Source organism: Paraburkholderia sp. BR10141, from assembly GCF_056155635.1.
The window spans coordinates 121,667-136,233 of record NZ_JBMIQH010000021.1; the positions used below are offsets into that span (position 1 = coordinate 121,667).

Sequence of the window (14,567 nt, forward strand, 5' to 3'; positions counted from 1 at the left end):
TCTACCGCGTGCGGGCACACGTCACCGAAACAAGGCAATGGTCTTGTCCGATCCCTCGCCGTGCGCCTGTACATGGTGAAGCTCGATCATGTCCTCGATCTCCTCCACGCGCTCCTTCGGGACGTCGATCATCATCAAAAGCTCGCCGCGGAGGATCGCTTCTTCGAAGCGCTTCAAGCGCGTATTGCGCACCTCGACGCCGACCACGGCCGCTACCCCGGCGCCGAATCCTGCGCCCGAAAGTGCGAGGATCACCACTGTGCCGCCGGCAATCCGTACGTCTTCGGGCGGGCACACAAGCGCAATCAGCGCCACCAGCAGCCCGATCGCACAGCCCACTGCTGCGCCTCGAGCCAGCGAAGCAAGCAGATCGCTGCGTTGCGCGAGCGATGCCTGCGGCAAGCCGTCGAGCGACACATTCTCGTTGGCGATGACATGCATATGCCGCCACTCGACCCGGTGCAAAAGCAGTTCGCCGGCGACCGCGCGCGCGCGCTGTGCGGTAGGCAGCAAAAGATAGACGCGTCGCATTTGAGCTTCCCGCTTTCCTTCGAAAGTGTGCAGATGCACGACACGCCCCGCAAAGCGCCATCGATCTCACGGCACGATCCAGTCCCCATCGGCGACGAGCTTGATGTGGTCCGGCCCGGCAAAGCGAACGATATAGCCGCCCTTGGACGCGAATGTCTGCCCCGGCGCCAGCGTCAGGCGCGGATAGTAGCCCGTCAGGATGCGGCGTTCGAGCATGTCCTGAACCCGCTCCACCAGATAGTCCCTCACGAACGCATCGACCATATGGCTCAGGGTCTCGGCGAGCAGACCGCAGGCAAGGTAGGTGTCCGCCTGCACCTGGGGAGCCACCATCGGTATCTGTCTGATCGAGAACCAGCCGAACGCGTAGTCGACGCGCACGCGCCGCCCTTCCGGCAAATCGAACGGGTACGCAAGGCGCGTGACGCCGCGCCAGCTCGTCGGCAAGGGGATACTATCCAGCCCACCCATGAGGCCCGACATGAACACCGTATGCGTCGCTGGAGGGATCCGCGCGAGCGCCGCAATATCGGGCGGACGCAGCCACAACACGAGCACATCCGAGCGCGGTATGCCGTGCAGCGCACCTGCAATGCCCTCGCCCGGGGCGAGTGCGTGATTCGATACCGCAATGCCGTGAGCCGCCAGCGCCGTGGCGAGCGACTGCGCTCCGCGTTCGCCGTTGTCGCCGGTACGATAGACCTGCCAGACGTGTGTCGGCGCCTTCGCCTCTTTCGTGCCCTGCGCCTGCGGCGCGCCGGTTTCATCGACGATGCGCGCCGCAATCAGCTCCGACTCGAGCAGCACGCCCTTCGAGAAGTACACGGAATAGAAGTCGCGATCGTTTTCGATCGGCACCTCGACGTTGGGAAAGAGACACGGCACGGCCTCCTGCTCGCAGAAGTCGTGAATCGGCGCCCAGTTTTTGCCGCCGAGACCCGACAACACCGCGAACACCGGCTGCCGGGCCAGAAACTGCGTGAGTTGCCCGCGCCAGGTATCCGGCGGACCTTTTAGCTCCCACACGTGCAGTTCCCAGCGGCGATTGACCATGAACATCATCTTGCGCGACGAACGCAACGGCGGCACCGCACCGAGCGGAAAGACGTTCTTGTCGGCGAAGTAATGCGTGAGCACATCGAGCATGCCCGCGCGTTTCACCGGGTCGGCATCGGGGGTGATGATGGTCGCGAAGTGCAGCACGGTATCGGTGACACCCGTCGGCCTGCGCCGATCGAGCTGCTTCAGATAACCGATCAGCGCCTGCATATCGGCGTCGTTCAGCGCGTACTGCGGCATCAGGCTGCTGAGCGGCTTGCCTTCGGAGTCGATGCCTTCGCGAATCGCGCGCGCGACCGTCGCCTCGGTGTACGGTTCACGTTCGGCGCGCATCCCGGGAACGTACGGCAAGTCGCGATCCTCCGGAGTTTGCGTGCGCGGCTCGACGAGGTAGCGCCAGCTGATTGGCGGAATGCTGCTGTTGCCCTCCCGCGAGCCGAGGCCACTGCGTCGATGACAGTTCACACAGGCCGCGGCTGCGCCTTGCAGGTGCACGCCCCCGTCGTGCATCGCTTCGAGCGCTTCGCCCGAACCCAGTACGCCCTGCTGATAGAGCGCCTGCCCGGCGCTCGCCGTCGCGACCGGTGGGGCGGCAGGCGCGCAACGCGCCTCGTGCACAGGCACGATCAGCGCGGCGACCAACGCGCATGGAGCCAACCATCGCGTCGCCCGCGACGGTGCCCGTGTGCGGCCTCTCGGCCCGCTTGCCGTGCGCTTCATGATCAGGGCGACGGATGTCCCGCGCCGGGCAGCGCCGGCGAGGCATCGACGTCGATCGAAACCGATTTGCGGTGCATCTGCGGCGGTGCGGGTCTCGTGAAGATGCCATCGTCCAGCGCCGGATTGAGCGACACCTTGTCGATGGTGAGCTTGTCCTTTTTGTCGGACGCCGGTGCCCCACTCTCGATCTCGAGCGGTATCTGCAGCCCCTCGACGCTCCTGAAGTCGCTGTAGTTCACGTCCACGACGACCGTCTGCCCACGCGGCGTGCGCACCTGGCGGTCGACCTGCACGTCGAGAAACGTTTGAGCGTCGATCCACACATGGCGGATCACACCGGAAGGCAGCTTTGCGGCAAGGCGATACGCATCGCGCCCGCCCACCTGATCCTTGCCCTCGAGCGTAACGGTGACGCCCTTCGCTTCATGGTCGATCAGGAGCCCGTCGATCACCTGCTCGTCGCGCGCGGACGTCGCCTCGTCCATCGAGTACGGCCGCGGCGTCGCGCTGCCCATGCCGTTCGGGCCCAGTTTCCAGCCTTGTCTACCGTCGAATACGCGCACGGACTTCTGGTTGTACACAGTGACCTCGAAGCGTGTCTTGTTCGGGCGTTTCATGGCGAGGACAAACGGCAGGTCCGGCGCGGGCGCATTGGCGCTATCCACGTGGCCGGACCAGATCATGGTCTGGACTTTGCGCCATGCGTCGAGGCCGCCTCTCGCGTCGACGTTCTTCTGGACGATCTCATCGGCACTCAGATCGTGCGCGGGGATCTGCTCTCCCGCGAACACGACCGCGGCGACACTGCCGGCGAGCACCCATACTGCGACTGGTTTCATGGCCGTCAACCTCATGGGGGCACCCAGCGGCTAATGGCTTGCGCTCTGGCGCGGGCCCGGGTGCGCCCCCGCATTTGCGCCTGGGTTCGCACTCGCCGCCGGACGCGGGCTCGGCGCCGGGTTCGCGCTGACGACCGGTGCGGGGTGCGTGACTTTCGCCACCGTGACCTGCGGCTTGGCAAACGCGGTGTCGTCCACCTGCGGGTTCAGCGCAACCTTATCGATGATCAGCTTGTGCGTGCCTCTTGCGCCGACGACAACCGTTTCGAGCGTATGCGGCATGACGAGGCCGCCCTCCTTGCGATAGTCGCGATAGAAGATCGCAACGTTGTGCATCTTGCCGTCGAGCTTGCGCGCATCGCCGTCGACCTTCAGTTCGAGAAAGCTGGCCGCATCGATCCATACGCGGCGCGACGTGCCGTCTTTCATCGTCAACTTGAGCACATACGCGCGGTGGCCCTCGACCATTTCCATGCCGAGCACGTCGATGCGCGTGCCTTTCGCCGCATAGTCCATGAGCGGCCCATCCAGTTCGGCCCACGACGCGGCCGCCTTGGCTTCCGCGGGCGTGTAGGGCTCCACTTCATTGCGGCCGAGGAACGGCCTGACCTTCCACCCTTGCGCGCCGTCGTAGACCTGGAATGCCGTCTGGTCGTTGAAGCGGACCTCGATACGGCTCTTGCGCGGGCGCTTGAGCGTCATCGTGAAAGGAAGTTTGGTGTTCTTCGTGCCGCCCGCCTCGAGCTGCCCCGACATCGTCATCGTGTTGACCGCGTGCCACGCCTGCAGGCCGCCGCGCGCGGCGACGTTGCGCTCGACGATCTGCGCGGCACTCATGTGCGCCGCGCCCGCAGTCTGGGCGCTCGCCGCAGAAGACCCCGCGAGCGCGAGGGGAGCACTTGCCGCGAGCGTCACCACCGACGCGGTCCGGATCGCCAGCGAAAGAAAGCGGTTCATGAGTCATCTCCTCTTCGTCTGCGCGTGAAAGGCGCTTGTGCATTCATTCGACTATCAGCCCGTCGATGTGGAACGACCCCACGAATACGTCGACGCGCTCCCCGGCCTTGATCAGACCGCCCTTGTTCGAGAACACCATCCAGTACTCCTGACCGGTTTCCAGCGGACCGCTCTGGCGCAGCGCCCCGACCTTGTCCATCACCGGGATTTCGAGCAATGCATGGCTCGTGCGCCCGAACATCACGGCTGTCGCGGTCTTTTCGCCGAGCGGCCGCGCGGCCACGGGGTCCGTCACACGATAGCTGAAGCGGATCAGGTTGCCCGACGCCGTGCGGCGCACGCTCAGGTGGTCGATGCCCTGCATCAGTTCGTAATAGCCCCGCGCGCGCTGCGGCAGGCTCGCCGGCGAGTACGGCGACTGCTTCGCCGCCGCGCTCGCACCGGCCTCGCCGACCGCCGGCTGAAGCGAGGCGGCGACGAGACAGATACTGCCGGCCAGCAGCACGACCCGCGGCGTCCGGCGCAGACGCTGGCTCATGGCAACGCTCCCAGTGTCTTCAGACCCGCCGGCGTCGTGACTGCGGGCGGCGTGCCTACCGGCAGCGCAGGCTGGCCCTGATTGCCTTGTGCGCCTCCGATGCCGGGCAGCCCTCCGCTGTTCGCGGCGTTTGGCAGGATCCCCTGCAACAATCCGAGCAGCGTCACCGGATCGTTGACGCCAAGCGCGAGCGGATACGGCTGCGAGGCGAATACGCCGGGCCTCACGAACTCGACTGCGCCGATGTCGTAGCCACCCAGCTGCGGCCGCGGCGTGCCGAAGATGTCACGATTCGGCGCACCCGCTGCCGTGGCATGGTTGACCGCCGGCGAGGTCCCGGGGATCGTGTAGTTGCCAAGCAGCGTGTTGCGTTGCGCGCCCGTGCGCGCCTCGTTGAACAGCGACAGCGGACCGTACGACATGTTGATCCAGTTGTTGCCCTCGTCCGGCGTCGCCGAAGGCAGCAGGCTGAACAACGGATTCGGCAGCACCGTGTCCGCAATGCCCGGGGGCACCGTGATGCCGATGCCACCCGCCTCCGGCGGCACGCGCGCACCATTGCAGTACTGATGCACGACGTCCGGATTCGATCCGCTGTTGTTTGCGTTCGGATAGTCGCCGGCGTCGGTCAGGATCGAGTACTGCGGGTTCATCGTCAGACCGGACCCATGGTTGGCGGCGCCGGTGTCGCCGAACGCGCCGATGTCCCAGTAGACCGCCTTCGGATCGCAATAGCCCGTGGCGTGCCCGGCCTGATTCAGCGACGGATTGAGCGTGACCACGTTCTGCAGCCCCGCAATGCCCGGATCCAGTCCTCCCACCGTGATGTAGAACGTGCGGTTCTGCCAGAACAGGTCGTTCGTGAGCACCGGGTTCGAGAACGTCGTGCAGTCCGGGTGGCCCGCCGGGCATTTCACGTTCGGCCTCGTGAATGCCGCCACCAGGTTCTGCGTGTGGCGCGCGGTCTCGAGGCCGGCCGGCTCGTACTGCGACGTCGTGGTCGGCTGGCACGTCGTTTCCGAACCCGAGGTCGTGCAGTTCGGCGGCCCGACGTTGGCCTGTGACGCAGCGGACGTGTTGAACAGCACGCCGGCCGTCGCCGTCGAGTCGTTGGAGACGACCGTGTTGTTGATGAAGCTCACCGCCACGGCATCCTGCAGCGACACGCCGCCGCCCGCCCAGCCCGCCACGTTGTTCGCGATGATGTTGTTCGTCACCTTCACGCGATACCACCTGGAGCTGTCGTTCGGACTACGTTGCACGTCGGTGCCGTTGACGTTCTGCAGCCGCAGGCCGCCGCCCTTGCCGCTTTCCGCCGTGTTGCCGACGATCAGGTTGCCGTCGATCGTGATGTCCGGGCCCGCGCCGTCCGAGAGCTGCGGCGCGCAGTCGACGTCGGTGGCCGAGTTCTCGCAGAAGGTGCCGTCGGGCGGCACACCCTGAACGATCAGCCCGCCGCCGTACGTCGGCAGCGTCGGGTTGTTGCTCTGATTGAACAGGATCCAGTTGTGCGACAGGTCGCCGTTGTAGCTGAAGCCGAAGTGCGCGACGCCGCCGCCGTCACCGCTGCTGATGTTGCCGCATACCCAGTTGTAGTTGAACTTGTAGTAGTCGGCGCCCGAGCAGAACGTCACTCCTCCTGCCGAAGACGGCGTGGTCGAGTTGATTTCGTCGCCGTACGAAGCGTTCGACGTGACCTGGTTGTTGTGCACGTTCACGTGGACGTTGTACTGGAACGGCAACTGGGTCACGTTATTCGCCGCGATGCTGCCGTCGGGCACCTCGACCTGGCCGACGATGATGCCGCCCGTGAGCGTTCCCGCGTTGGAGAAGACGCGGTTGTTCGATACCTCCGTGTAGTGATTCCAGCCATGCAGGTAGATACCGCCGCCGCCTTGCGAGCTGTTCGTGAACGACATGCCGTCGATGCGCGACGGGTTGCACAGGAAGTTGCTCTGATAGGTATTGCAGTCCGCGGCGCTGTTGGTGAGCGGCGTGCAGATGCCGTTCGCGACGCAGTTCTGGTCCTGGGTCAGCACCCCGCCCACCAGCACGTCCTTCACGCCCTTGCCGAGCACGGTAATGGCCGCGCCTTCGTACGCGCCCATCAGCGTCGGCTCGATCAGCGTCTCCGCGAGGTTGCCGTTGAGGTTGAAATCCCAGCCGGAAGTCGGCTCGAACGGAATCCCGTCGATCTTGCGCTGCATCGAGGCGAGGCAACTGTACGCGCCGGTCGGATCGTACGGATTGCTTGCCGAGATCAGGCCGCCGTTCAGCGCATCGCCGAACAGGCACCCTATCTGCCTGCGCCACGGGTCGAGCTTGCCCGACGGATGCGGATTGGCGTCGACCGTCACGGACGTCGCCCCCACGCCCTGCAGCCGCACCGGCTTCCACATGAGCAGCATCTCCTTGTAAGTCCCGGGACCGACGACGATCATGTCGCCGGCGGCGGCATGGTCGATTGCGGTCTGGATTGCATTGCCCGCCGTGTTCTCGCCCCCCACGTAGGTGGGCGCCTTGCCGCCGATCGTCACGGTGACCGCATCGATCGAGCGCTTGCCGCTGGCTGCGGTGACGACGAGCTGGCCGCACTGGGTCGGCGTCGTCACGCCGCGCTGCTGCATCGTGCAGGCCGCATCGGGACCGAGCAGAGGCGGCACGACCACGGTGATCTTCGCGTCGCTCCACGACGTCACTGGCGCCGGGATTCCCGCGATCGTCACGACGCCCCGTTGCTGGCCGAAACCGTAGTTGCGCGTGATGAACTTCTGGTTGAACGGCGCGGCAGTGGCAGCTGGACCTGTGTACGCATGGTTCGGCACCTGCTGCCTGCCGACCGACGTGATCGTCAGTGTCTTCAAGGGTCCACTGACCCACGGGCCCGCGCCGCCGTTGCTGCCCGCGGACGTATTGCCGGCAATCGCGTCGCCCGTCACGGAGGCAATGCCCGGCGTGCCGTCCGGATAGGCGCAGTCCACCTGGTTATACCCGTCCGCGAAGGCCTGGACGGGCACCACCGGCGTATCCATGTACTGGGTCTGTCCGGGCATGAACGGAATCTCGTAGCAGAACTGGCTATATGCCGGGTTATAGAGCGGGTCCTTGATGGTCTGGCCGGAATGCGCCGGGTCGGGCTTGTACGGATCGTTCATGCAGGCGACCATCATCGTCGGCGCGTAGCCCGTCGGGTTCGGCGGGTTGACTTGCCAGGTCGAGTAGGTCAGCCCGTTGAAGATGCCCCACTGGTCGGAATAGGTGCGCGAGATTTCGTTGCCCGCGAAGTCCTTGAACGACACCGGCACGTTTGGCACTGCGAACTTCTCGCCGAACTGCGGCGAATACGGATCGAACTCCGACGAGAAATCGTCCAGCATGAAGCCGGTGTAGTGTGCGGCGACGTGCGTCGAGCTGAAGATCCAGAACTTCGCCAGCACCGCGCTTTGGTCGGTGAGCTCCACCTCCTTGCGGTCGCACAGATTCCGCGAAGCCCCCGCGAACGGCGAGACTTCCTGCGAACCCGGGAACAGACTGATGTAGTCCGGCACGATCCGCAGTTCGCCGACACACGGCCAGAAGCGTTCGACGGAGCCGGTGTCGCCTTCGGCATGCGGGGTGGAGCCGAGATTCGAGGTCGGATTCTGCGGGTTGTTCCGGTTGTAAGTGGAGTTCATCGCCGCCTGGTCGGGCAGGATGAAGATGTCGCCGATGCCGCCGAACTGCTGCGTAACCGGTGCGATGTAGTTGTCGCCGATCAGGATGTTCTTGTCCTCCTCCTTCACCAGTTCGTAGCCCGGCGGCACGATGATCTCGACCACATACTTGCCGGGCGGCAGCATCTGCGTGCCGTCCTTCGTGGGATTGGCGCTGCAGATCGTGCAGTTGGTGCCGGTGGGCAGGCCGCTATGCGGATCGCGGCCCGTCACGCTCGGGAACTGGTACATGCCGTCGAACGGCGCCGGCTGCACCTGGTTGAACACGTGCATGCCGTCATAGCACTTGAACTGCGAGTTGTTCGGCAGCGCACGCTGCTGCGGGTCGAGCCAGTTCGGCGTGTTCCGCAGCGTGTAGAAGTACGGATCGCTGGTGCTCTGGCCCGGACAGTTCATGTTCGGCACGCCGTCCGAACGGAACCCCTGGGCCCAGTCGTCCCAACTCGCGGTCTTCGTCGTGTCGACGAGCTTCAGGCTCGTGGAGCCGTCCGCCGCAACGCCTTCCTGATACAGGTTCACCGTGACGTTCGGCACGTTGGGCGTCCACTTCGTGTGAATCAGCAACGTGGGATCGTCGAACGGGCGCGTGGAGGCATAGACGACTTCGCCGTGGATCCCGCCGTTCTCATTCGCCGCGTAGGGCGTCTTGCCGAACTCGACGAACGAGCTCTGGCCCGAGAAGCCCTGCCAGCCCATCGTGGTCACCCACGGCGGATCGACCCGACCGGTCGAGGGATTCGAGCCCGAGCGGTCGTTGCAGTCCGCGTCGTTGCAGTACACCGCGCCCGGCACCCGCAGGTTCGTGGGCAGATGGACCGATTCCAGCGTGTTCGCGAAGTTCGCGGCAATGGTCGACTTGCCGCCGCCCGGCGTGCCGTCCGGCGGACCGCCCGCGTCATAGACGACGTGCACGCCGCTCTGCTTGAAGCGCGTCAGGTCGGTATCGACGACGTACCAGTTGAACAACGGGAACTCTTCGTTGAACGACGCATAGCCGCTCCCGTCCGTGACGTTGAAATCCGAATAGCTGCCGTCGCGGAAGCGAATGTTGGTCGACAATAGCGCGAGACCTGGCTTGCTCGGGTCCCCCACGCCGTTGCCGTTCGTGTCGAGGAAGGTCCGCGTATAGAGATTCGTTTGCCACTGAAGCACCGCGATATCTCCCGCGTCCGTCACCGTACCGCCGCCGAGCGTCACGGCCGATGCGAGCCCGTCGACGATCTGGTCGTTCCACTGGTCGAACACCGTGATTCGGGTTATGCCGGCAGGCAGGCCCGTGAAGCTGAACGTGCCGTCCGCGTTGCACTTGGTGAACGCGTAGTCTTCACCGTCCGGATCGCCCACGCTCACGTAGCATTGCGTGAAGCTCAACGGCTTGCGCGACTGGCTGCCATAGAGGTGCTCGTCGGGCGGACGGCTGTAGTGCAGGTTCGTCACCCGGCCCTTGAGCCCGTTGTTGCAGCTCGAGGTGGCGCACAGCAAAGGCAGCCGCGCGTTGATGATCTTCGGATTCGCAAAGCCGATCGACACGTGGAAGCCCGCCGGACCGAATTCCTGGAAGTACGCCGGGCCGCCGATCTTGATGAACGAGTCGTGGGCCTTCTCGCCGTCCAGCGTGTTCGTCTGCAGCCATTCCTCGCCTCGCGCGATGCGGTCAGCAGCGGGCGTCGCGATGATGCCGTACCGGCCCGGCATCAGGTTCGCGATGATGGCCTGACCAACGAGCGGCGACAGCGTCTTGCCATCCGACTCGTATTTCGGGCAGGTCGGGATCATGCCGACGAGGCCATCGGTCGATGTCGAAATCGGGCACGCGTTGAGCCCGCTGACCGGATCGATCGTGCCTTGCAGCGAGTTGGACAGCGGCATGTTGAACATGTCGTAGGTCATCTGTCCGGTCGGCTGGCCGCTGCCGCCCGCGTCGTCCCACAGCTTGATCTCAAAGCCGCCGAGGCCCGGTTCGCGCGCCGAGCCGAAGGTGTCGGTGCCGCCGCTCACGTCCACTTCGCCGTTCAGCGGTGCGTCGTCCTCGAACACGAACACGGAAACCTTCGCAGTCGGGAATGGCGATTCCTCCAGCAACACATTGACCGAAGTCTGCCCGGCCGCGATCGGCGCGCCGCCCATGCCGTTGCCGCATTTGCCCGTGCCCGGCGCGAAGTTCGCGACGCCCGGACAGTCTTTGGAAATGTCGAACTGCCGCTGCGCGCCCGAGGGGTTGGTCGGGTCGACCGGCTGCGGAACGCCGCCGCCGTTCGTGAACGAGTTGTACGCGTTGCCCGGCAGGATCGAAATGTAATAGCGCTTCTTCGGATCGAGCGCCACCTGCGACGGATCCACCGGCACCTGCTGCGCCGCCGTGGTCCGGCACACGCCGTTGCCGACGTCGCACACCGCCGGCAGGTGGGTCTGGCTGACCGGGTCGTAGACCGTCTGCCCCGCTTCGCACGCGGCGACGCCGACACAGCCTGCCGCCACCACCGGCATGTAACTCGTATGGAAGTTCGCACCGAGACTCGGCACAGGCAGCGGCGGACACGTCGCCGGACGCGTGGGCGAGTTCACCTGGCACGCCGGATCGATCTGGAACGTGCGGTCTTCCTCGATGATCCAGCGGTAGTCGCTGATCTTCACCGGCGTCTTGCCCGGCTGCGTGCTGGGCGCATCGAGTACGTTGACGACGAGTCCGCTGCCGCCCTTGAACGTCACCGTCACGCTCGCCGTGTTGCTCGCCGTATTTTGCGCATTCACCGCCTTGTACTGGAACGTCACACTCGCGGACGCCGCGCTGCCCATTGGCGCCGTTGCCGGGCTCGCCGTGAAGGAGCCGTCCGGATTCAGCGTGACAGAGCCGCCCGAAGGGGTGCCGACCAGCGTCGCGGTGAGCTGCAGGCCATTCGGATCGCTGGCGTACGTGAGCACACCGGGCTCGGAGATCTGCAGCCGCGAGGCGACGTTGCTCGTATAAGCGGCATTACCGGCCGTGGGCGGTCCGGACTGACACCCGTTGCCCGTCGTGCACGCAGTGAGCGTCACCGTCGCCGCGGCGTTCGGGTTGCCGTTCGCCTGGTACACGAAGCTGTCGGCCGTCGTGCCTTGACTCGGGGTGTAGACGAACGTGCCGTCCGGGTTCAGCGTGAGCGAGCCGCCAGTCGGTGGCGTCTTCACCTGCACGCCGTAGACGTTGGCGTCCTTCGCCGCCACGCCTCTAGCCGGGTCGGACACGGTCAGCGTCTTGCCGGGTACGAAGAAATACGTGGAACCGGTGACCGAAGCATTCGCCACGGCGGCCGCGGACGCCGCGGTGGAGTTGTTCACGCTGATGTAACCCTGCATGCCGCCGTCACGCGCGTTGTTCGTCGACAGGCTCAGTTCGCGATCGAACACCGGCAGCGCGGAAGCGGCTGCGGCCGGCATGTTGACCAGCGCGTCATAGGTCTTCCCGGCCGCCATGAACACTTCCGACTGGATCCGCGGATTGCCGGGCAGCACGTTGCCGTCCTCGGCGATCAATGCGAAGCCGGAGCCCGGCGTGGTGCCCGTTTGCGCGCCGACCACGGCCGGCACGTGCATGCGCAGACCCGCGTTGACGAAGCGAAGCATCACCGGCCCGGTGGTCGCGGCGCTCGTCGCGGCGAACGTCGAAGCGCCCGGATTGGTGCGGTCGAACGAGACGCCGTTGATCAGGTAGTAGCGCGGATCGTAGTTCACCGTGGGCGGATAGCAGGTGCCGAACGAGGTCGACTTCGAATCGCCGCAGCCGCCCGGCTGCCCGGACCAGGACAGGGTTTCGCTGAAGCCCGGGGTCGCGACCGCGGAGGCGACCGCGGTGTTCTGCACCGGATCGATTTCGCTCAGCACGAGCGGCACGTCGGTGTCGTAGCTGATGCCCGGATACGCCTGTGCAGGCGTCGTACCGTTGGCCGCCGTTCTCACCACCAGCACGCCATAGAGCCCCATCGGCCCCTGGATCGATGGGTGCGTGCCCGACTCGATCAGATAGGTGCCGGGGTTCAGGTTGCTCCACGTGAGCGCAGTGGTGCTGCCGTGCGCTACTTCGGTCGCGAACGACTGCACGCGGGCCGCTTGCGTCGGCGGCGTGAACGTCGCCCCGCCGGGCGCGGCGGCGGCGGTCGGCCACGTGGTCGCGGTCTGGGTGGGGTGCGTCGGGCTCGGCATGCTCGTCGCCGTCGTGCCCAGACCGCCTCCCAGTTGCCCGACGATCACGAGCGAGGTCGGCACGGAGCCGGGCAGGCTGTTGTTGAGATTGATCGTGAGCGGCCCAGGCGGCACCGTGATGACGACGGGCGACCAGTTCGCTCCTGCCCCGGGGTTCGCCGCCGTACACGTGGCAGGCGCAGCGGCCGCCGTGCAGCTGTAACCCCACATCGGCACGGCCTGCCCGTCGGGCATCACGGCCGTGGTGGCCTTCGCAGTGAGATTGACGGATGCCTGGGCGAATGCCATCCCGCTCGCGCCCAGCAAAACGGAAGCGGCAATCGACGCCTTAAGCATACCTAACAGATTTGCCTTGAGTGTGGTGGATCTCATCGCCGTTCTCCCCGCCTCTAGTTCGATTCGTCGATCAGGAATGCTTGCGGATCAACGAGCATCATCATCATCATTCCGCCAGGGAAGATGTTGTTCGTGGTGATCTCACGTTCATTGTGCGAGTGCCACATGAATGCAAAGCCGGCTTCCGTTTGCGGTGGATTCACCGACGTGCCGCTTGGCGGCGTCGTGCCCGTGGGCGAGGTCGCGCGCATGGTCGCATCGGGGCCGAGATAGGGGCTGCCGCCGTACCAGAAGCCGTTGGTCAGCACGTGCGAGTCGGGCAGCGTCACCGGGCCGCCGCTTCCCACCTTGCCGAACGGATGGGTTTCGAGCGCCTTGTTGTGGTCCGCGCACCACTCGTAATAGTTCGGTGCCGTCGGATCCTGCGTGTAGTAGCCGTTTGCATCCGGGATACAGACGCTGCCGTCGCCGGGATAGTGCCCATAGACGTCCCAGTTGAGCCCCTTGCCCGTCCAGTAGAAGATCCCGTCCATCGCAAGGCCCGGTGTCGTCGTGGTCGTGAACAGCAGCGGGCCGGCGACCTTGGTCGCGTCCGACCTGGCGAGCAGCATGTTGCCGTCGCGCGCGAGCACGCGCACGTGATTGCCGTGCTCATGGAACGGGTGCTGCCAGCGCCCCGTGCCGATGATCCGCAGCAGCACCATTTCGCCGGGGTGCATGTGCGGGTTGCCGTTGTATGGCTGATTCGGATATTGCGCCGCGTAGTTCGGGTCCATGTCGTCCGGCATCGAGCGTCCGTTGACCATGAAGTACGCTGGATGGTACGGCTCCGTCTCGACCGTCATACAGCCGGTCGGACTCGTGCAAGCGTTGCTGGCCTGTTGCTCCGCCTGTGCATGAATGCGCGGATCCATTTCGGAAAACTGAAACAGATACTCGCGGTCGTAGCACGCTGCGCTGTGGTTGTAGGCCGCCGCGGCATTGCGGAAGTCGGGCTGGCCGTCCAGCAGCTTGCGCGTCCCCTGGATCGGGTTGCAGCCGGTCGGCACGGCGAGCGTACCGGGCGACGACGTCGGCAACACGATGACCGCGCCATACATGCCCATTTCGATCTGCAGATCGCCCTGCGTGCCGCTGTAGTACGCGTGCGTGCCCGGCGTAGCGGCGATGAAGCTGTAGGTGACCGTGACGGTGTGGGACGCCTCTCGCGTGAGCAGGCCCTGCACGCCCGTCGGCGTGCCGGAGCAGAGCCTCGTCGTCGGGTCGATCGTCCCCATGCATACGTCAAACCCGGGAAAGAGAATCGACGTGTTGCCCGCCGCCGCCGGCAGATTGTTGGTGAGCGTCACCGTGACGATGTCGCCCTGGTTGACGATCAGCGTCGGGCCGGGAATCTGCATGGTCGGGCAATTCGCACCGGCAATGTTGGGCGGCGAAAATCCGGCCGGCGCCGTATTGCAGCCGTAGCCCCATGAATAGACGCTATTGCCGTCCGGCTGGGTGATGCGACTCGCCTCGGCGCGCAGATCGAAATGCGTGCCCGTGATGCCAGGCGCGGCCGCATGCACCTGCATGCACAAGAGCGCCGCGAGCGCCGCCACGCCGAACCGTGCAAGCCGTCCGAGGCGCGCGAGGGTCGCGATCGCTATGCGGTAAGTGATGTGTCCCACGGCTCTTCTCCTAAGTGCAGGACTT

The 14,567-nt window shown here is 65.5% G+C and carries 7 protein-coding genes; all 7 read right to left on the reverse strand.

Features of this window, described 5'->3' with window-relative positions; genetic code table 11:
- Nucleotides 1-21: 21 nt before the first annotated feature.
- The gene (locus tag ACOJB8_RS26480; protein WP_069267152.1) at nucleotides 22-531 is read right to left on the reverse strand and encodes a DUF1269 domain-containing protein; all 510 of its coding nucleotides are present in this window, start codon (nucleotides 529-531) and stop codon (nucleotides 22-24) included.
- 66 nt (nucleotides 532-597) lie between these two features.
- Nucleotides 598-2,310: a c-type cytochrome gene (locus ACOJB8_RS26485; protein ID WP_475015094.1), complete on the reverse strand. Its 1,713-nt coding sequence runs from the start codon at nucleotides 2,308-2,310 to the stop codon at nucleotides 598-600.
- Between the two features lie 2 nt (nucleotides 2,311-2,312).
- Nucleotides 2,313-3,149 carry a LolA-like protein gene (locus ACOJB8_RS26490; protein ID WP_342946288.1) on the reverse strand — a complete coding sequence of 279 codons (837 nt, stop codon included), beginning with the start codon at nucleotides 3,147-3,149 and terminating at the stop codon, nucleotides 2,313-2,315.
- Nucleotides 3,150-3,179: 30 nt separating this feature from the next.
- Nucleotides 3,180-4,106, reverse strand: coding sequence for an outer membrane lipoprotein-sorting protein (locus ACOJB8_RS26495; protein WP_368619026.1), 927 nt, complete (start codon nucleotides 4,104-4,106; stop codon nucleotides 3,180-3,182).
- Between the two features lie 43 nt (nucleotides 4,107-4,149).
- On the reverse strand, nucleotides 4,150-4,644 hold the full coding sequence (locus ACOJB8_RS26500) for a hypothetical protein (RefSeq protein ID WP_069267155.1): 495 nt from the start codon (nucleotides 4,642-4,644) through the stop codon (nucleotides 4,150-4,152).
- Nucleotides 4,641-12,908, reverse strand: a complete 8,268-nt coding sequence (locus ACOJB8_RS26505; protein WP_475015097.1) for a cadherin-like domain-containing protein — start codon at nucleotides 12,906-12,908, stop codon at nucleotides 4,641-4,643. The genes ACOJB8_RS26500 and ACOJB8_RS26505 overlap by 4 nt, the downstream gene beginning before the upstream one ends.
- A gap of 17 nt (nucleotides 12,909-12,925) precedes the next feature.
- Complete coding sequence (locus ACOJB8_RS26510) at nucleotides 12,926-14,542, reverse strand: multicopper oxidase domain-containing protein (protein WP_475015099.1); 1,617 nt, start codon at nucleotides 14,540-14,542, stop codon at nucleotides 12,926-12,928.
- Nucleotides 14,543-14,567 lie beyond the last annotated feature (25 nt).

What these genes read in the sequence shown, in the direction of transcription:
- ACOJB8_RS26500 (WP_069267155.1), bottom strand. Translation starts at nt 4,644, where the DNA reads ATGAGCCAGCGTCTGCGCCGGACGCCGCGGGTCGTGCTGCTGGCCGGC.
- ACOJB8_RS26490 (WP_342946288.1), bottom strand. Translation starts at nt 3,149, where the DNA reads ATGAAACCAGTCGCAGTATGGGTGCTCGCCGGCAGTGTCGCCGCGGTC.
- ACOJB8_RS26495 (WP_368619026.1), bottom strand. Translation starts at nt 4,106, where the DNA reads ATGAACCGCTTTCTTTCGCTGGCGATCCGGACCGCGTCGGTGGTGACG.
- ACOJB8_RS26485 (WP_475015094.1), bottom strand. Translation starts at nt 2,310, where the DNA reads ATGAAGCGCACGGCAAGCGGGCCGAGAGGCCGCACACGGGCACCGTCG.
- ACOJB8_RS26480 (WP_069267152.1), bottom strand. Translation starts at nt 531, where the DNA reads ATGCGACGCGTCTATCTTTTGCTGCCTACCGCACAGCGCGCGCGCGCG.
- ACOJB8_RS26505 (WP_475015097.1), bottom strand. Translation starts at nt 12,908, where the DNA reads ATGAGATCCACCACACTCAAGGCAAATCTGTTAGGTATGCTTAAGGCG.